13 protein-coding genes are annotated in these 17,880 nt (G+C 66.0%); 8 read left to right on the top strand and 5 right to left on the bottom strand.

Annotation, left to right across the window (positions count from 1 at the left end):
• Positions 1-3 precede the first annotated feature (3 nt).
• The 3 genes from RTY13_RS13990 to RTY13_RS14000 form a co-directional block, all read right to left on the bottom strand.
• A complete protein-coding gene (locus RTY13_RS13990) occupies positions 4-1,314 on the bottom strand; it encodes a FecR domain-containing protein (protein WP_312784487.1) in 1,311 nt (436 codons plus the stop codon).
• Between the two features lie 35 nt (positions 1,315-1,349).
• Positions 1,350-2,099 carry a response regulator transcription factor gene (locus tag RTY13_RS13995; RefSeq protein WP_312784279.1) on the bottom strand — a complete coding sequence of 250 codons (750 nt, stop codon included), beginning with the start codon at positions 2,097-2,099 and terminating at the stop codon, positions 1,350-1,352.
• Between the two features lie 167 nt (positions 2,100-2,266).
• Positions 2,267-3,151, bottom strand: coding sequence for a LysR family transcriptional regulator (locus tag RTY13_RS14000; RefSeq protein ID WP_312784280.1), 885 nt, complete (start codon positions 3,149-3,151; stop codon positions 2,267-2,269).
• Positions 3,152-3,254: 103 nt separating this feature from the next.
• Between RTY13_RS14000 and RTY13_RS14005 the strand changes: the two genes are divergently transcribed.
• Positions 3,255-4,757 (top strand): CoA-acylating methylmalonate-semialdehyde dehydrogenase, encoded by a 1,503-nt coding sequence (locus RTY13_RS14005; protein ID WP_312784281.1) that lies wholly within the window; start codon positions 3,255-3,257, stop codon positions 4,755-4,757.
• 182 nt (positions 4,758-4,939) lie between these two features.
• On the opposite strand, the gene RTY13_RS14010 is transcribed toward RTY13_RS14005, so the two are convergent.
• Complete coding sequence (locus RTY13_RS14010; RefSeq protein ID WP_312784283.1) at positions 4,940-6,349, bottom strand: short-chain fatty acyl-CoA regulator family protein; 1,410 nt, start codon at positions 6,347-6,349, stop codon at positions 4,940-4,942.
• A gap of 131 nt (positions 6,350-6,480) precedes the next feature.
• Between RTY13_RS14010 and RTY13_RS14015 the strand changes: the two genes are divergently transcribed.
• From RTY13_RS14015 to mce, 7 genes are read left to right on the top strand one after another with little or no spacing between them, the layout of a single operon-like run.
• Complete coding sequence (locus RTY13_RS14015; RefSeq protein WP_312784285.1) at positions 6,481-8,016, top strand: acyl-CoA carboxylase subunit beta; 1,536 nt, start codon at positions 6,481-6,483, stop codon at positions 8,014-8,016.
• Positions 8,013-8,870 carry an Abi-alpha family protein gene (locus RTY13_RS14020; RefSeq protein WP_312784288.1) on the top strand — a complete coding sequence of 286 codons (858 nt, stop codon included), beginning with the start codon at positions 8,013-8,015 and terminating at the stop codon, positions 8,868-8,870. Before RTY13_RS14015 ends, RTY13_RS14020 begins: the two co-directional genes overlap by 4 nt.
• Before the next feature lie 14 nt (positions 8,871-8,884).
• Positions 8,885-10,861 (top strand): acetyl/propionyl/methylcrotonyl-CoA carboxylase subunit alpha, encoded by a 1,977-nt coding sequence (locus RTY13_RS14025; protein ID WP_312784290.1) that lies wholly within the window; start codon positions 8,885-8,887, stop codon positions 10,859-10,861.
• Positions 10,862-12,244, top strand: a complete 1,383-nt coding sequence (locus tag RTY13_RS14030) for a methylmalonyl-CoA mutase family protein (RefSeq protein WP_312784292.1) — start codon at positions 10,862-10,864, stop codon at positions 12,242-12,244.
• Entirely contained in the window at positions 12,241-12,561 is a 321-nt protein-coding gene (locus RTY13_RS14035; protein ID WP_312784294.1) for a hypothetical protein, read from the top strand. The genes RTY13_RS14030 and RTY13_RS14035 overlap by 4 nt, the downstream gene beginning before the upstream one ends.
• Entirely contained in the window at positions 12,558-14,720 is a 2,163-nt protein-coding gene (scpA, locus tag RTY13_RS14040) for a methylmalonyl-CoA mutase (RefSeq protein ID WP_409450315.1), read from the top strand. Before RTY13_RS14035 ends, scpA begins: the two co-directional genes overlap by 4 nt.
• The gene (gene mce, locus RTY13_RS14045; protein ID WP_312784296.1) at positions 14,720-15,142 is read left to right on the top strand and encodes a methylmalonyl-CoA epimerase; all 423 of its coding nucleotides are present in this window, start codon (positions 14,720-14,722) and stop codon (positions 15,140-15,142) included. Before scpA ends, mce begins: the two co-directional genes overlap by 1 nt.
• A 35-nt stretch (positions 15,143-15,177) precedes the next feature.
• Here mce and RTY13_RS14050 read toward each other — a convergent pair whose 3' ends face one another.
• Entirely contained in the window at positions 15,178-17,742 is a 2,565-nt protein-coding gene (locus RTY13_RS14050; protein WP_312784297.1) for a TonB-dependent receptor, read from the bottom strand.
• Between the last annotated feature and the right edge of the window lie 138 nt (positions 17,743-17,880).

Here is a 17,880-nt window from a genome sequence, read left to right on the forward strand (position 1 = left end):
GAATCAGCGCCCGATGCGCAGTTGTTGCGGCTCGGACCAGACCTGCAGCAGACGGCCGAACCGATGACGCGAGCCCTGGACCCTCCAGGTGTAAACCCCGGGCGGCAGGTCGCTGAGGGTGAAGGCCTGATCGGTCAGACCGGGCTGATCGATCAGGGGAGCGCCCTCGCGCGCCCCCTGGGCGTCTTCTCTGGACAGTTGGAAGCGGAAGTTGGCCTCGCCCTCGCCCTCCGCCTCCCAGCGGAAGCGATAGAAGCGTCGCCCATCCTGCATCGAATTGCTGGACGCCAGGCCGCCGACGCCGTTGCGGGCGCGGATGAAGCTGTAGGTGGTGCTGCGGCCCTCGACCCCTTCCGGCGAAAGGGCGCTGAGCCGCAGGAAATAGGCGCCGTCCGCCAGGCCGTCATACGTCAGTCGCGTTTCGCCCGATGCGGAGTCTGTCTCGGCGAAGGCGTCGATCATGCCCGCGTCGGTGGCCAGGCGTCCCCGATAACGGTCAGCGCCCGAAAGGGCCTCGATGGCGAAAAGCGGGTGGGGGCCCGACTGGACCTCGTCGGGGCGGAGAAGGCTTGGCGCCGGCAAGAGCGGAACGGGGCGCGCGCTCGTGGCGGTGGCGGTCACGCCCTCGGCGGCGACAGCCGTCGCTTCGGTCAGGCCGTCTCCGGATTCGACCTCGACCCTGCCTTCGAGAACCTCGGTGGTGGAACGATCGGCGCCGTCGTTGAAGGCGACGCGGAAGTCGGTGCCACGGACGGCCGAAACCGAGACGGGGGTGCGGACGACGAAGCCGCCGGGTCGCCGACGCGGCGTGACGCGGGATTCGGCACGACCGGCCTCGACCGTCATGGCGTGATCGACGGCGCCGTTGATGGCGTAGCGGCGCAGGCGGGTCAGGCGAACGCGGCTGTTTGACGGCACCACCACATGACTGCCGTCCGACAGGGCCAGGCGCATGAAGGCGTTGGCGCCGGTGGTCAGAACTGCGCCCTCGGACACGGTCTGCCCCTGGATGGGCGCGGCGGTCGAAGCCCCCTGCCTCAGAGTCACGTCGCCGCGAAAGCCCGCGACCCGCGCCTGATCCGGGTCGGCGCGCAGCAGTTCGACGGGGAAGGCCAGGGTGCGCCCGATGGCCAGTTGGCGCGGATCCGCCACCCGGTTCCGGCGCTGGACCTGACGATAGTCGGTCGGCCGGTTGAGATAGGCCGTCGCCAGATCAATCAGGGTGTCGCCGGGCTGGACCTGATAGTCGAGCGTCTCGGCGGACGGGGCGGGGTCTCGTGACTGAGCAAAGGCAGGCGATATCGACAAAAACACCGCCGCAAGTCCGGCGGCTATCGCCCGCTTTTGCATCATTCCGTGGTCTCTTCCGCGCTCGAAATCTTGTCCGTGGGCGCCGTCGTCGCCTCGTCCGCCGCACCCACGCGCTCCAGACGGTATCCGTAGCTGTAAATGGGTGTCAGGCGAAAGCCCTGCTCGGGGCGAAGGTTCAGCTTGGTGCGGATGCGCGAGATATGCATGTCCAGCGAACGGCTGTTCAGATTGGGCTCGTTGCCCCAGACGGTTTCCAGAATATAGGTCCGCGACAGGGCGCGATGCAGGTTGCGGAACAGCAGTTGCGCCAGGCCGAATTCCTTGGCGGTCAGGACCACGGTCTGGCCGTTGCGCGTCACGGCCCCGGCGGATTCGTGGAAGACCGTGTCCCCATGGATCTCGGCTCCCGGCGCCGAAGGCTGGGCATAGGCGCGGCGCATCAGGGCGTTGATCCGGGCCGCCAGAACGGGCGGCGACAGGGGCTTGGGCAGGTAGTCGTCGGCGCCGGCGTTAAGGCCCGCCACGATGTCCTCGTCCTCGGCGCGGCTGGTGACCAGCAACATGGGCGGCGGCGGGCGCAGGTTGGTGCGGGCCCAGGCCAGAACCTCCAGGCCAGAGCGGTCGGGCAGGTTCCAGTCCACGATCAGGAGGTCGAAGGTGTCCTTGCGAAGCGCCGAAATCAGGGCCTGTCCGCGTGAGAAAAGCACGGCCCGATACCCCAAACCCTGGGCGGTCGTGGACATGGTTTCCAGCTGGACGGGGTCGTCATCGAGAAGGGCGATCTTCATTTACACTAGGCTCCGGCGTCACCGTGACCATAGCCGCCTGTTTACAAGATGTGGCCAAACTCAGCTGTTTAGAATGTAAAATTGCGTCACTTTTCCGCTAGTAAGGTCAAGCTTGTCAATATTGAGCGCGGGCATCGAAAATGCGTCTCCACAGCAATAGCGATTGATCAGGCGGCGTAGGGCGCCAGTCGGTCGGCGGCGTCGCGGCACAGGGCCTTGATCCAGCGCCGCGCCGCCTTCAGCCGCGCCGTGCCGTGGACCTCGCGGTGGGTGCTGAGCCAGAAGCGGCGCTCGATCAGGACCTGATCGGGCAGCACCCGCGTCAGCCCCTCGGCCAGGAAGCAGGGCAGGACCCCGATCCCGCCGCCCGCCGCGATCATGTCCCGCTGCGCCCGGATCGACGAAGACGCCAGGCGCGGCCTCAGGTTCGGACGGATCTCGTCCAGGTAATGCAGTTCCGGCGCATAGATCAGGTCGTCGACATAGCCGACGATGTCGAAACCGGGCAGGTCGTCCACGCGCTCGGGCGCGCCATGTCGGGCCAAATGCTCGGGCGCGGCGTAGAGGGCCAGTTGATAGGGCGTCAGCGGCTCGACGATCAGGCGCGGGCTGGCGGCAGGGCTGAGGGTGATGGCCATGTCCACCTCGCGGCGGCTGGGCGACAGGAAGCCGGAACTCGCCGCCAGTTCGATGTTCAGCCCCGGATGCGCCGCCAGCAGCGCGGGCAGGGCGGGGGCCAGGACGGCGCCGCCAAAGCCCTCCGAGGCGCTGATCCGCACGGTGCCGGCGATCAGGTCGGGCCGCGTCACCCGCTCGGCGGCCTCCATGGCGCTTTCGGCGTCCAGCGCCGTCTCCAGCAGTTGCGCCCCCGCCGCCGTCAGCAGCAGGCCGGAGGCCGAGCGCACCACCAGAGTCGACTTCATCGCCGTCTCCAGCCGCGCCACGCGTCGCCCGACCGTGGCCGCGTCTATGCCCAGCCGCTGTGCTGCGGTGGCCAGCGAACCGGCCCGTGCGGCGGCGATGAAGATGCGAACGTCGTCCCAGTCGAACATTGCAGGAATGCACAGCATAGGATGCAAGATTGCAATGGGTGGTTCGGCGTTCGTCTGCTAGGCCATGCTGGAACGAACAACGACATCACAGGGAAACGCCTTCATGCGCGACATTCGCCACTTCATCGACGGTGCGGCCTTCGACGGCGCATCGGGCCGTTTCGGCGACGTGTTCAACCCCAACACCGGCGAGGTTCAGGCCCGCGTCCAGCTGGCCACCGTCGCCGAGATTGACCGCGCGATTCAAGCCGCCCAGGCCGCGTTCGAGGGCTGGTCCAGCACCAACCCGCAGCGCCGCGCCCGCGTCATGTTCGAGTTCAAGCGCCTGGTCGAGGCCAACATGAACGAGCTGGCCGAGCTGCTGTCCTCGGAGCACGGCAAGGTCATTGCTGACTCCAAGGGCGACATCCAGCGCGGCCTTGAGGTCATCGAGTTCGCCTGTGGCATCCCCCACGCCCTGAAGGGCGAATACACGCAAGGCGCCGGCCCCGGCATCGACGTCTATTCCATGCGTCAGCCCCTGGGCGTGGTGGCGGGCATCACCCCGTTCAACTTCCCAGGCATGATCCCGATGTGGATGTTCGGCATGGCGATCGCCGCCGGCAACACCTTTATCCTGAAGCCGTCCGAGCGTGACCCGTCGCTGCCGGTGCGTCTGGGCGAACTGATGATGGAAGCCGGCGCGCCCAAGGGCGTGCTGAACGTCGTCCACGGCGACAAGGTGGCGGTCGACGCCATCCTGACCCACCCCGACATCCACGCCGTCAGCTTCGTCGGCTCGTCCGACATCGCCCACTACGTCTATCAGATGGGCGCCCAGCACGGGAAACGCGTCCAGGCCATGGGCGGCGCCAAGAACCACGGCATCGTCCTGCCCGACGCCGACATGGATCAGGTGATCAAGGACCTGACCGGCGCAGCCTACGGCTCGGCCGGCGAACGCTGCATGGCCCTGCCGGTGGTGGTGCCGGTCGGTCAGCGCACCGCCGACGAACTGCGCGAGCGTCTGGTTTCGGAAATCCCCAACCTGCGCGTCGGCGTCTCGACCGACGCCGAGGCCCACTACGGCCCGGTCGTCACCCAGACCCACAAGGACAAGGTCCTAGGCTGGATCAACAAGGGCGTCGAGGAAGGCGCCGAGCTGGTCGTCGACGGCCGCGACTTCAGCCTGCAGGGCCACGAGAAGGGCTTCTTCATCGGCCCGTCGCTGTTCGACCATGTGAAGCCCGAGATGGAATCCTACAAGGAAGAGATCTTCGGCCCGGTGCTGCAGATCATGCGCGCCGCCAGCTTCGAGGAGGCCCTGAGCCTGCCCAGCAAGCACCAGTACGGCAACGGCGTCGCCATCTTCACCCAGAACGGCCGCGCGGCCCGCGACTTCGCCGCCCGCGTCAACGTCGGCATGGTCGGCATCAACGTGCCGATCCCGGTGCCGGTGGCCTATCACTCGTTCGGCGGCTGGAAGCGTTCGGCCTTCGGCGACATCAACCAGCACGGCATGGAAGGTCTGCGCTTCTGGACCAAGACCAAGACGGTCACGGCCCGCTGGCCCGACAGCGAGCTGGAGCATGCAGACAGCTCCTTCGTCATCCCGACGATGGGGTAAGCTTTCCCCTCTCCCGATGGGAGAGGGCTTGAGCCTCGGAGAGCCGCAGGCGATCCGCCAAGGCGAAAGGGTGAGGGTTCGACCTGTCCGTCGGCGTCAGCCGTTTTTCGACGACTTGCGCCGACTTCGGCCGCCGACCCTCATCCGCCCCTACGGGGCACCTTCTCCCATCGGGAGAAGGATCAGGTAAGAGTATAGGGAATGACTCCCCGCTCATGGTCTGGCACCCGCAAAGTCCGGTCGATGGGCGGGAAGGCCCGCTGGGCGCAGTCGGTGCGCTCGCAGATGCGGCAGCTGACGCCCATGCGTGTCGGCGGACCGTTCAGATCGAGCCCCGCAGCGTAAACCAGCTGATCGGCATGCTCGATCTCGCAGCCGAGGCCGAGCGCGTAGCGGCGGTCGGGTTCGAGGTACGAGCCGCCCGGCTTGGACACGCTCTTGGCCATGCAGATGTAGCGCGACCCGTCGGGCATCTCCGACAGGTTGACCAGGATGCGATCCGGCGCGCCAAAGGCCTCATGCACGTTCCACAGGGGGCAGGCGCCGCCGAAGCGGGCGAACTGGAACCGCGTGGCGCTGTGCCGCTTGGTGATGTTCCCGGCCATGTCCACCCGCGCGAAGTAGAAGGGCACGCCGCGCCAGCCGGGGCGCTGAAGCGTGCTGAGCCGGTGGCAGACCTGCTCGAAGCTGACGTGAAAGCGGTTGCGCAGCCGGTCCACGTCGTGACGCAGCTCGCGCGCGGCCTCGAGGAAGCGACGATAGGGCAGCAACAGAGCCCCCGCCGCATAGTTGGCCAGACCGACCCGGCAGACGTCGCGCGCGGCGGGAATGTCGAAGGCCGCCCGGTCCAGCTCGTGCTCGATCAGGTCGTGGAAACGCAGCAAGACCAGCTGGTGCGCCATCAGGAAGGAGCGCGTCGCGCCGGGCAGGCTGGCGTCGATATAGAGGATGCGCGCCGTGGGATCGAAGCGCCGCATAGCCCCGCGCCCTTCGCCGGTGGCCAGACGCACCCCGCACAGGTCGTTCAGCGCCGCCTCCAGATCCCGTTCCGGGTGGCCGCCCGCGCCGAGGCCCAGCTGTTCGGCCAGAGCCTCCGCCGCCTGATCCAGAACGTCGATGTAGTTGTCGCGATAGTGGAAGAAGTCGCGCACCGCTTCATAGGGCAGGGCGGGGGAGCCTTGCGCCCGCTCGTCCCGCCCCAGGGTCTCGTTCAGGGTCTTCAGCCGCTCGTCGAGGCGGCGATAGTCCTGATGCAGGGCCAGGAACTGTCGCGCCAGCCGCGGCGTGGTGGTCACGGCCTGCTTCAGTTCGGCGGGCGAGGGGGCCTCGGCGTGACCGGCCACATCGGTGACGGCTTCGCGCAGGTCGGCGATCAGGCGGGCGTCGCCGTCCAGGTCGAACAGGCTGGCGTCCACGTCGAAGGCCCGCGTCAGGGCGATCAGAACCCGCGCCGTCGCCGGGCGTTGATTGGTCTCGATCTGCGACAGGTAGCTGGGCGACAGGGCCAGTCGCCCGGCGCAGGCTTCCAGCGTCCAGCCGCGCGCCTCGCGCAGCTTGCGCACCTTGGCCCCGAGATAGAGTTTTTCCGCCATCGCAACTTTGCAAAATAGCCCATCGGCCTTGGCAAGCTTATGCACTTACGCCCCTTTTGCAAAGTTGCGATTGCCTTTTTGCAACGAAGCGGCTTGGTGATCACGAAAGATTTCAGGGAGTCGCCCAAACCATGAGCCAGGCCATCCTCGAGGAACTTGAGCGCCGTCGCGCCGCCGCCAGATTGGGCGGTGGCGAAAAGCGCATCGCCTCTCAGCACGCCAAGGGCAAGCTGACCGCGCGCGAACGCATCGAAGTCCTGCTGGACGAAGGCAGCTTCGAAGAGACCGACATGTTCGTCGAGCATCGCAGCCACGACTTCGGCATGGACGCGCAGCGCATTCCCGGCGACGGCGTCGTCACCGGGCGCGGCACCATCGGCGGTCGTCTGGTCTATGTCTTCTCGAAGGACTTCACTGTCTTCGGCGGCTCGCTGTCGGGCGCCCACGCGGCCAAGATCGTCAAGATCCAGAAGATGGCCCTGACGGCCGGCGCGCCGATCATCGGCCTGTTCGATGCGGGCGGCGCCCGTATTCAGGAGGGCGTGGAATCGCTCGCCGGTTACGCCGACATATTCCTGCAGAACACCCTGGCGTCGGGCGTCATCCCGCAGATTTCGGTCATCATGGGCCCGTGCGCGGGCGGCGACGTCTATTCGCCCGCCATCACCGACTTCATCTTCATGGTGAAGGACACGTCCTACATGTATGTGACCGGCCCGGACGTGGTGAAGACCGTCACCAACGAGGTCGTCAGCCACGAGGACCTGGGCGGCGCCCGCGTCCACGCCGGCAAGTCGGGTGTCGCCGACGGCGCCTTCGAGAATGATCTGGAGGCCCTGTCCGAAGTCCGTCGCCTGATCGGCTTCCTGCCCCTGTCGAACCGTGAAAAGCCCCCGGTTCGCGACAGCTATGACGAGGCGGATCGCGACGAGGCCTCGCTGGACACCCTGGTCCCGACCAATCCGAACCAGCCCTATGACATGAAGGAGCTGATCCTGAAGACGGTCGACGAGGCCGACTTCTTCGAGATCGGCGCCGACTTCGCCAAGAATATCGTCTGCGGCTTCGGCCGCCTCGACGGCCAGACCGTCGGCATCGTCGCCAACCAGCCCCAGGTGCTGGCGGGCGTTCTGGACATCGACAGCAGTCGCAAGGCCGCGCGCTTCGTCCGCTTCTGCGATGCCTTCCACATCCCGCTGGTGACCCTGGTGGACGTGCCGGGCTTCATGCCGGGCACCAAGCAGGAGTACGGCGCCCTGATCAAGCACGGCGCCAAGCTGCTGTTCGCCTATGCCGAGGCCACCGTGCCCAAGCTGACGGTCATCACGCGCAAGGCCTATGGCGGCGCCTATGACGTCATGAGCTCCAAGCACCTGCGCGGCGACGTCAACTACGCCTGGCCCACCGCCGAGATCGCGGTCATGGGCGCCAAGGGCGCGGTCGAGATCATCTTCCGCAAGGAGGCCGGCGACCCCGAGGCCCTGGCGGCGCGCGAGGCCGAATACAAGGAACGCTTCGCCAACCCCTTCGTGGCAGCGGGCCTCGGCTACATCGACGACGTCATCATGCCCCACGGCACCCGCCGTCGCCTGATCAAGGCCCTGAAGACGCTGAAGAACAAGACCCAGGAAAATCCCTGGAAGAAGCACGACAACATTCCGCTATGACCGGAAGTTCGCTCATCGCCGTTGGATCGGAATCTGAAAAGGGCGTCATTTCCGCTCTCGACGACCTTTTCGGACCAAGCTTCCGAGAGGTAGGAGAGTATCTTGCCGACAAGGTCAAATATCACAGACTTAAGTCGCTTCAAAAAATCCTGACGAAAGCAAAGCAGTTCGGGCCTGATGGGGTGAGCTTTATTGCTCCCCCGCCCATGAAATTTTTGCTTCCGTACATCGAATCTTCGTCTCTGGAAGACGGTGACGATGATGTAATGTGTAGCATGTGGGCCAAGCTTCTTGCAGATGCATCAAGCGAATACGACTCAAAACATCTCCATTTTACTCGAATATTGAAAGACATAACGGGTAAGGAAGCGAGGCTGCTTCACGCCATCGCTACCGAAGGAAGAATAGATCCATCAATCGAAGGCAGCTGGCGCGATGACATCGAATTCGCACGATTTGAGCTTAATCGATCATCGGCCGAACATTTTCTCCAACGATATCGCCATTTCGACACCGATAAGCTGGCTGTCGAATTCATTCGTACGAATGAGTATCCAGGATCGCATATCTCCTACATCCATGTTGGCGAACGGATGGAGGATGTTGGCATTCAGACCGCCGACGATGATATATCAGGAATGGTGATGAACCTTGAGAAAGTGCATGGATCTCTGACTTTTGAGCTTCTGCACAGCATGTCGTTGATCGGTGAAGTGAGGTGCGAGGGGGTGGAGTCGGGAAATGTAGTCTTAGACTACAATGCTTGGTTTATCACCTCTTTGGGTTCCGAGTTTTATAGAAGCTGCACTTCTGTAGCCTTTCAAAATAATTCATCCGCAGCCGAACAAAGCTAGCGAATAGGGTTGAAATGTTCTCCAAAATCCTCATCGCCAACCGGGGCGAGATCGCGGTTCGCATCATCAAGACCTGCCGCAAGATGGGCATCAAGACGGTGCTCGTTTATTCGGACGCCGACGCCGGTTCGCTGGCCTGCGAGATGGCCGACGAGACCATCCACATTGGGCCGTCGCCCGCCGCCCAGTCCTATCTGATCCAGGACAAGATCGTGGACGCGGTGCGCCAGTCGGGCGCCGAGGCGGTTCACCCCGGCTTCGGCTTCCTGTCGGAAAACCCGGTCTTTGCGCGTCGTCTGGAGGCCGAGGGCATCACCTTCATCGGCCCGAACCCGCACGCCATCGAGGCCATGGGCGACAAGATCACGTCCAAGAAGTTCGCAGCTGAAGCGGGCGTCTCGACCGTGCCGGGGCACATGGGCCTGATTGAATCGACCGAAGAGGCGGTGAAGATCGCGGGCGAGATCGGCTATCCGGTCATGATCAAGGCCAGCGCCGGCGGCGGCGGCAAGGGCATCCGCGTCGCCCATTCCGACGCCGACATGGCCGAGGGTTTCGCCGCAGTGAAGGCCGAGGCCCTGACCGCGTTCGGCGACGACCGGGTCTTCCTCGAGAAGTTCATCGTCAATCCGCGCCACATCGAGATTCAGGTGCTGGGCGACAAGCACGGCAACATCGTCTCGCTGTTCGACCGCGAATGCTCGATCCAGCGTCGCAACCAGAAGGTCATCGAAGAGGCGCCGTCGCCCCTGCTGGACGACGCGACGCGCAAGGCCATGGGCGATCAGGCCGTGGCTCTGGCCCGCGCCGTCAACTACGACAGCGCCGGCACGGTCGAGTTCGTGGCCGGGCAGGACCGCAGCTTCTACTTCCTGGAAATGAACACCCGTCTGCAGGTCGAGCATCCGGTGACGGAGCTGATCACCGGCGTCGATCTGGTCGAACAGATGATCCGTTCGGCGGCGGGCGAGACCATGGGCTTCAAGCAGGACGACCTGTCGATCAACGGCTGGGCCATCGAAAGCCGCATCTACGCCGAGGACCCCTATCGCGGCTTCCTGCCGTCGATCGGCCGTCTGGTGCGCTATGAGCAGCCGGAAGAGGGTGATCAGGGCGACTATACGGTCCGCAACGATTCCGGCGTTCGCGAGGGCGACGAGATCAGCATGTTCTACGACCCCATGATCGCCAAGCTGTGCGCCTGGGGCGAGACGCGCGACGCCGCCGTCGAGGGCATGGCCCGCGCGCTGGAAGACACCCACCTGTCGGGTCTGGGCCATAACGTGCCCTTCCTGTCGGCGGTGATGGATCAGGAGCGCTTCAAGTCCGGCCAACTGTCGACCAGCTACATCAAGGACGAGTTCCCCGAGGGCTTCCGCGGTCTGGAACCCAGCGAGGCGCAGAAGGACATCTTCATCACCGTGGCCGCGGCGATGAACGAGGTTCTGGCCGAGCAGGCCGGCGATCCGTCGGAACGCACCGACTGGACCGTCCTGATCGACCGCGAAGCCCACGCGGTGTCGCTGTCGTACGACGAGGCCGAGGATCTGGTCATCTCGCTGGACGAGCGCGACCTGACCCTGTCGGAGATCGACTGGCGTCCGGGCATGGCGCAGTTCCGTGCGGTTCTGGACGACGAGCCCTTCACCGCCGAGGTGAAGCGCGCGCCGGACGGCTTCGACATCCGCCACCGGGCGGCCAGGGCGCGGGTTCGCGTCCTGACGCCCCGCGCCGCCGACATGTATCAGCGCCTGCCTGAAAAGGTCGCCGCCGACACCTCGAAACTGGTGCTGTCGCCCATGCCGGGTCTGGTCGTCGACATCCCCGTGAGCGTCGGCCAGGAGGTCAAGTCGGGCGAGACCGTCGCCATCATCGAAGCCATGAAGATGCAGAACATCCTCAAGGCCGAGCGTGACGGCGTGGTGAAGGCGATCGGCGCCAAGGCCGGCGATCCGGTCGCCGCCGACGACGTCCTGGTGGAGTTTGCGTAAATGACGACCTTTCCCACGCCGAGCCCGCTGGAGTGGCGGGAACAGGCCGAGAAGGCGCTGAAGGGGCGGGCGATAGAAAGCCTGCTGCACCTCGACGCCGACGGCCTGATCGTCCGGCCGCTCTATGCCGACGCAACCGGGGTGCAGGCGCTGCGCGCGCCGCGCACCACGGATGCCGAGGGGCGGGCGTGGGACCTGCGCACCCTGGTCGAGGGCGACGAGGCGGCGGCGATCAACGCCGCCGTCCTGACCGACCTTGAAAACGGCGCCGCTTCGGTGGTGCTGAAGGGGGCGTTCACGACCGACGAGGCGGCGCTGGCCGCCGCCCTCGACGGCGTGGCTTTGGAGCTGGCGCCGGTGGCGCTGGACGCGGGCTTTGACGGTATGAAGGCCGCTGAGGCCCTGTCGGCTGTGGCCAAAGGTTCGCCCCGCGCCCAGCTGCAGTTCCACCTCGACCCGATCTCGGCCTACGCCGAGACGGCTGAAGGTGACATCGACGCCGCCGTGACCGAAGCGGCTGAGGCCGCCGCGCGGCTGGCCCCGACCTATCCCGAGGCCAGGCTCTTCCTCGCCTCGGGCCGCGTGGTGCATGAAGCTGGCGGTTCGGCGGGTCAGGAACTGGCCTTCGCCGCCGCCAGCGCCGTGGCCTATGTGAAGGCCGCCGTTCTGGCTGGTCTGACGACCGAACAGGCGCTGAAGGGCGTGGTTCTGGGCGTCTCGGTGGACGCCGAATATTTCGACGCCCTGGCCAAGGTTCGGGCCATGCGCCTGATCTGGGCCAGCGTCAGCAAGGCCTTTGGCCATGAGATCCCCGCCATCATCGAGGCGCGCTCGTCGCGGCGGATGCTGTCGGCGCGCGATCCCTGGCCGAACCTGCTGCGCCTGACCGCCGCCGGCTTCGCCGGGGCTGTCGGCGGCGCCGACGTGGTGGTGCTGGACGGCTTCACCCGCGCCGAGGGCCGTCCCGACGCCTTCGCCCGCCGTCAGGCCCGCAACACCCAGCTGGTGCTGATGGAAGAGGCCAATCTGGGCCGGGTCGATGATCCCGCCGCCGGCTCCTGGTTCCTCGACAGCCGCACCCGCGATCTGGCCGAGGCGGGCTGGAAGGAGTTCCAGTCCATCGAAGCCGAAGGCGGCGTGGTCGACGCCCTGAAGCACCACCTGATCCAGCCCCGCGTCGAACGCGCGCGTGGTCAGCTGGAGGCCGCGCTCAAGGACGGCGCCCGGCACATGGTCGGCGTGACCAAATACGTCGATCCCGATCCGCGCCCGGCCCCGGTCGAGACGGCTGATCCGGCCTATGTTCCGGTGCGCGCCGGCGCCCTGGCCCCTGTGCGGTTCGCTGCGCCCTTTGAAGTTGCGTCCGAGGAGGCGAGCCAATGACCTTCGAAGAGCTCAAGTTTGAAGTAGGGATGATGGAGAGCCAAAAACGCCGTGCTTCCTTTCCTCAAAAGGTCGCCGTGATTGCGTATCTCGCTGCTGCAATCATCATTTGCCTCTCTATTGCGCTGATGTTCCCAGGGGATTCCGCTCCTGAATGGCTGCTGTTGCTCTTGGCCCCAATCGCACTGGCTGGATGGTTCGGTATTTCTAAGATCGTCGAGAATTCGGCCCCGCAGGGTCATTGGACAAGCCAGAATGAACAACGGCTGCAACAGCTAAAGTTAGAGCTGTTGTCCCGAGGAGGGCAGCAGCTGTGAGCATCTTCCCCGACTTCTCCGAGGTCGATCTCGACCTGAGCACGACCGGCGCCGGTCCGGTGCGCGATCCCTGGCTGACGCCCGAGGGTCTGACGGTGGAAACCGCCTATGGTCCCGAAGCGCTAGAAGGCCTCGACGCCATTCACGGCCTGCCGGGTTTCGCCCCCTATATGCGCGGGCCCTATCCGACTATGTACGCGGGCAATCCGTGGACGATCCGCCAGTACGCGGGCTTCTCGACAGCCGAGGAGTCCAACGCCTTCTATCGGCGCAACCTAGCGGCGGGTCAGAAGGGCCTGTCGATCGCCTTCGACCTGGCCACGCACCGGGGCTATGACAGCGACCACCCGCGGGTGAAGGGCGATGTCGGCATGGCCGGCGTGGCCATCGACAGTATTCTGGACATGCGGACCCTGTTCGACGGCATCCCGCTGGATCAGATGTCGGTGTCCATGACCATGAACGGCGCCGTCCTGCCGATCCTGGCTCTCTATGTCGTCGCGGCGGAAGAGCAGGGCGTGCCGCACGCGGCCCTGACCGGAACCATTCAGAACGACATTCTGAAGGAGTTCATGGTCCGCAACACCTACATCTATCCGCCAACGCCCTCGATGCGGATCATCTCGGACATCTTCGCCTGGACCGCGCAGGAGACGCCGAAGTTCAACTCCATCTCCATCTCCGGTTACCACATGCAGGAGGCCGGGGCCTCGGCCGAGATCGAGCTGGCCTATACGCTGTCGGACGGTCTGGAATACATCAAGGCCGGCGTCGACGCGGGCATGGACGTGGACCGCTTCGCGCCGCGCCTGTCCTTCTTCTGGGCCATCGGCATGAACTACTTCATGGAGGTGGCCAAGATGCGGGCCGGCCGCCTGTTGTGGGCCGAAAAGGTCGCCGAGAAGTTCTCGCCCAAGGACCAGCGGTCCCTGTCGCTGCGCACCCACTGCCAGACCTCGGGCTGGAGCCTCGCGGCGCAGGACGTGTTCAACAACGTCTCGCGCACCATGGTCGAGGCCATGGCGGCGGCGGGCGGTCAGACCCAGAGCCTGCACACCAACGCCCTGGACGAAGCCCTGGCCCTGCCGACCGACTTCTCGGCCCGGATCGCACGCAACACCCAGATCCTGCTGCAGATGGAGACGGGCCTGACCCGCACTATCGATCCCTGGGGCGGCAGCTTCTACGTCGAGCGGCTGACGCATGATCTGGCCAACCGGGCGCGCGCCCTGATGGACGAGGTCGAGGCGGCGGGCGGCATGGCCAAGGCCATCGAGGCCGGCATTCCCAAGTTGCGCATCGAAGAGGCGGCGGCCAAGACCCAGGCCCGCATCGACACCGGCAAACAGACCGTGGTCGGCGTGAACCGCTATCTGAACGATACGCCCGACGACATTCCGATGCTGAAGGTCGACAACGCCGCCGTCCTCAGCGCCCAGATCGACAAGCTGAAGAAGCTGCGCGCCGAGCGTGATCAGGCCGCGACCGACGCCGCGCTGGAAGCCCTGACCGCCGGGGCGCGCGGTAACGCCAACCTGCTGGAGCTGGCGGTTCAGGCCGCCCGCGCCAAGGCCACGGTGGGCGAGATCTCCGACGCGCTGGAGGCCGCCTTCGGTCGCCATATCGCCACGGTGAAGACCGTCTCGGGCGTCTATGGCAAGGAGGCGGGCAATGATCCCAAGGTCACCCGCGCCCGCGACATGGTGGCGACCTTCGTCGAGAACGACGGCGGCCCGCCGCGCATCCTGATCGCCAAGCTGGGTCAGGACGGCCACGACCGGGGCCAGAAGGTCGTCGCCACCGGCTATGGCGACATCGGCTTCGACGTCACCGCCGGTTCGCTGTTCCAGACCCCCGCCGAGGCGGCGCGCGACGCGGTCGAAAAGAACGTCCACGCGGTCGGCGCCTCGTCGCTGGCGGCGGGCCACCTGACCCTCGTGCCCGAATTGCGCGCCGAACTGGCCAGGCTGGGCCGCGAGGACATCATGATCGTGGTCGGCGGCGTCATCCCGCCGTCGGACGTCCAGCCCCTGCTCGATATGGGCGCGGCGGCCGTCTATCCGCCCGGCTCGGTCATCGCCGACACGGCGGCGGACCTGATTGAAAAGCTGAACCTGCGTCTGGGCTACGCCCAGCCCGCGCCTGCGGAGACCAAGTGATGATCGGCAACCTGAACCACGTCGGCGTGGCGACGCCCTCGATCGCGGACTCGATCAAGCTGTATCGCGACATTCTGGGCGCGACGAAGATCGGCGAGCCGTTCGACCTGCCGGCCCAGGGGGTGAAGGTCTGCTTCATCGACACGCCCACGGCCCAGATCGAACTGATCGAGCCCTATGACGAGACCAGCCCGATCACCGGCTTCCTGGCCAAGAACCCCAAGGGCGGCCAGCACCACGTCTGCTTTGAAGTGGCCGACATCCACGACGCCATCGCCCAGATGCGCGCCAAGGGCGTGACCATCCTGGGCACGGGCGAGCCCCGCATCGGCGCCCACGGCACCCCGGTCGTCTTCCTGCATCCCAAGGAGATGGGCGGCGTCCTGATCGAGCTGATGGAAACGCCGAAAGAGGCGCACTGAAGTCAAAAGGCCCGGTCGATGACCGGGCCTTTTTCTTAGAACAGGATCTTGCGCAGGCTGACCCGGAAGGTCCGGCCCAGCGGGTCCAGATAGTCGGGCTGATAGGACAGCGGCGTCTCGCCCAGGCCGTTCCTGACATCCAGCTTCTGGTCGAAGATGTTGTCGATGCCGACGCTGACCCGCGCGCCTTTCAGCCACGGATATTTCGCCACCCAGGTCTGACGCGACGACAGGTCGGCGAACAGGTTCAGGTTCACCGTCGTCAGGTCCGAGAAGCTCAGGTCGCTGGCGTCGTCGCCGCCGTTGATCCGCGTGGACTCCTTCCAGTTGGCGTTCAGGAAGCCGCCCATGCCGCTCTTGAAGACGCCCATCTGGAACTGGACCTCGTTGCGCGACTGACCGCCGCGCGAGCCCGTGGCGGCGCCGTCCAGCAGGTCCAGCACCGGCAGGCCGTCGCGGATCGTGATCTCATCCTGGATGCGATAGGTGTGGTACAGCGAGACGTTGAAACGGCCCTGGCCGGGTTGCATGGCCGGGCCGCGATTGCCGCGTCCGCCGCCCATCTGCATCCGCATGCCGCCGCCAGGCGGAGGGCCGCCCGCGCCGCCGCCGGGGGGCGGGCCGCCTTCCATGCGCATCACGACCGGAGCGCCGCCGGGGGCAGAAGCGCCGCCGCCCGGGCGTGCGCCGCCCGCACCGCCGGGGCCGCGTTGGCCCATCCGCGCCGCCGCCGCCGGGTCGGGCTTGCCGAACGGGGTCGAGAAGTTCAGGCCCCAGCGAATTTCCTGCTGCTCGGCCTTCTGGAAGTTCAGCGGCCGGGCGTCGATCGACAGCAGATTGCCGTCCAGGTCCCGCGTGAAGCGCTCGGGCAGGGCGGCTTCCAGTTCGGGCGTGATGGTCGGGAAGGCGGCGATGGAGCCCTCGACCTCGGTGCGGCTGTAGTTAGCCGTCAGGCGCAGGTCCTTGTCCTTCAGCGGCGTGAAGTTGAAGCCCAGCTTCAGGATGCGCTTGGTTTCCTCGGACAGGCCGGCGTTGCCGCCCTCGATGCGGGTGATGTTGACCGACTGGCCGGTGGCGAAGTCATAGACCGGCACATTGGGGGTCGAGATGGTCGGGTCATTCAACTGCGACATCGACGGGGCGTTCTGCTCATCGCTCCAGCTGACGTTGAAGTTGATGGGCGTCCAGGGCGACCAGTTGAGGCCCAGGGTATAGGCGCTCAGGCCGCCAAAGTCGGACAGGTCCTGATAGGCCAGGTTCAGGTTGGCGGACAGGTCGCCGAGCACGCCCAGGACCTCGCGGTCGCGGCTGGCGATCGGCAGGTTGAAGTTGCCCGAGGCGCTGGTCCGGTCGCGCGACAGCGAACGTTCCGAGAAGACGCCCGAGCGCACGCTCTCGGAATCCAGCGTCTGGGTGTCGAAGCCGACCTTGAAGGTCGAGGTCAGGGCGCCGGCCGGAGCCTCCCAGGCGGTGCCGTTGATGACGCCTTCGAGGTTGCCGCTGCTGGACACGGATCGTGCGGTGTCGAAGGGAAGGCGCGGCAGCAGGTCCGCGTCGCCGAACGGATCGATCGCGCCCGCCGTCACCCCGGCCTGCAGGCTCTGCTGATCCAGGCCGCGCCCGGTGCGGGTCTTGGTCTCGGTGCGGTCATAGCCGCCCGTCAGCGTCCAGCGCCAGTCGCCCAGATAGCCGTCCACCAGGGCCCCGACCTTGCCCGCGAGGGTGTCGGTGGTGCGCGACAGGGCGTCCGGCGCGTTCAGATACAGTTGCTCCGAGATGCTGGACGGCGGCAGGGCTAGTTGGACGCTCGGCAATCCCTGATAGGACAGCCGCGAGGTGTCCTCCAGGTTGGCGCTCAGCGTCAGGGCGGTGGTGTCGTTCAGGTCGCGCACTACCGAACCGGCGACCGACGCCTGTTCCTGTTTGGCCAGCAGGGTGCGGTAGGCGGTGGGATCGCCGTTCTCGCGCTGGATGTCGCGCTCGGTCTCGAACAGGGGGGTGTCGTTCTCGTACTCAAGGTCCAGCGTCGTGCGCTGCTTGCCGGCGATGCGCAGGATGTTGCTTTCCAGATCGCTGACCGTGCGGCCGCCCTCGTCCGGGCGGCGGGCGCTGGCCTGCATGGTCAGCGAACGGAAGTTGGCCTTGAGGACGAAGTTCACCACCCGCTGGTCGGCGCTGTAGCCGTAGGAGAGGGCGGTTTCCTCGGGAAGGATTTCGGTGCGTTCGATGGCCTCGGGCGGAATTCCTCGGATTTCCTGAAAGCCCGAGATGCGGCGGCCGTTGACCAGGAAGACCGGCGAGCCGCCGCGCGAACTGCGCGTCACCGGCTCCAGCAGGGTCATCAGCTCCTGGATGCTGCTGGCGCCATAGGCCTTCAGCTGTTCCTCATCCAGCACCAGTTCGGGCTCATAGTCGCCGAGCGCCGCCCCACGGCGTTTGGTCGAGACAGCCTGGATCTCGCCCAGGTCATAGGCTTCCTGCTCGTTGATGGCAGGGACCGCAGGCGTCTGGGTCTGCGGCGCCGCAACGGGCGCTGTCGTCGCCGTGTCCGCATTGGGATCGAGCGAGGCAAGAGCAAGAAGCAGAACGACGGGCGACATGAGGAGTCCTGGCTAGACCGAAAGCTTGAGCGTCGACCTGCTTGGAGACCGATGTGCGCCGAATAATGGCGACTTGGGCTCCGTCAGATTAACAGCCTGTAATGACGCGGAAATGTCACGGCAGGCTCGACAGTGGTC

This window comes from Brevundimonas sp. (assembly GCF_032055285.1).
In the GTDB taxonomy this organism is placed as follows: Bacteria; Pseudomonadota; Alphaproteobacteria; order Caulobacterales; family Caulobacteraceae; genus Brevundimonas.

Excerpts from the sequence above, each read along its gene's own strand:
- RTY13_RS14015 (WP_312784285.1), top strand. The coding sequence starts at position 6,481 with ATGAGCCAGGCCATCCTCGAGGAACTTGAGCGCCGTCGCGCCGCCGCC.
- RTY13_RS14035 (WP_312784294.1), top strand. The coding sequence starts at position 12,241 with ATGACCTTCGAAGAGCTCAAGTTTGAAGTAGGGATGATGGAGAGCCAA.
- RTY13_RS14020 (WP_312784288.1), top strand. The coding sequence starts at position 8,013 with ATGACCGGAAGTTCGCTCATCGCCGTTGGATCGGAATCTGAAAAGGGC.
- RTY13_RS14050 (WP_312784297.1), bottom strand. The coding sequence starts at position 17,742 with ATGTCGCCCGTCGTTCTGCTTCTTGCTCTTGCCTCGCTCGATCCCAAT.
- RTY13_RS14030 (WP_312784292.1), top strand. The coding sequence starts at position 10,862 with ATGACGACCTTTCCCACGCCGAGCCCGCTGGAGTGGCGGGAACAGGCC.
- mce (WP_312784296.1), top strand. The coding sequence starts at position 14,720 with ATGATCGGCAACCTGAACCACGTCGGCGTGGCGACGCCCTCGATCGCG.
- RTY13_RS14010 (WP_312784283.1), bottom strand. The coding sequence starts at position 6,349 with ATGGCGGAAAAACTCTATCTCGGGGCCAAGGTGCGCAAGCTGCGCGAG.
- RTY13_RS13995 (WP_312784279.1), bottom strand. The coding sequence starts at position 2,099 with ATGAAGATCGCCCTTCTCGATGACGACCCCGTCCAGCTGGAAACCATG.
- RTY13_RS14000 (WP_312784280.1), bottom strand. The coding sequence starts at position 3,151 with ATGTTCGACTGGGACGACGTTCGCATCTTCATCGCCGCCGCACGGGCC.
- RTY13_RS14005 (WP_312784281.1), top strand. The coding sequence starts at position 3,255 with ATGCGCGACATTCGCCACTTCATCGACGGTGCGGCCTTCGACGGCGCA.
- RTY13_RS14025 (WP_312784290.1), top strand. The coding sequence starts at position 8,885 with ATGTTCTCCAAAATCCTCATCGCCAACCGGGGCGAGATCGCGGTTCGC.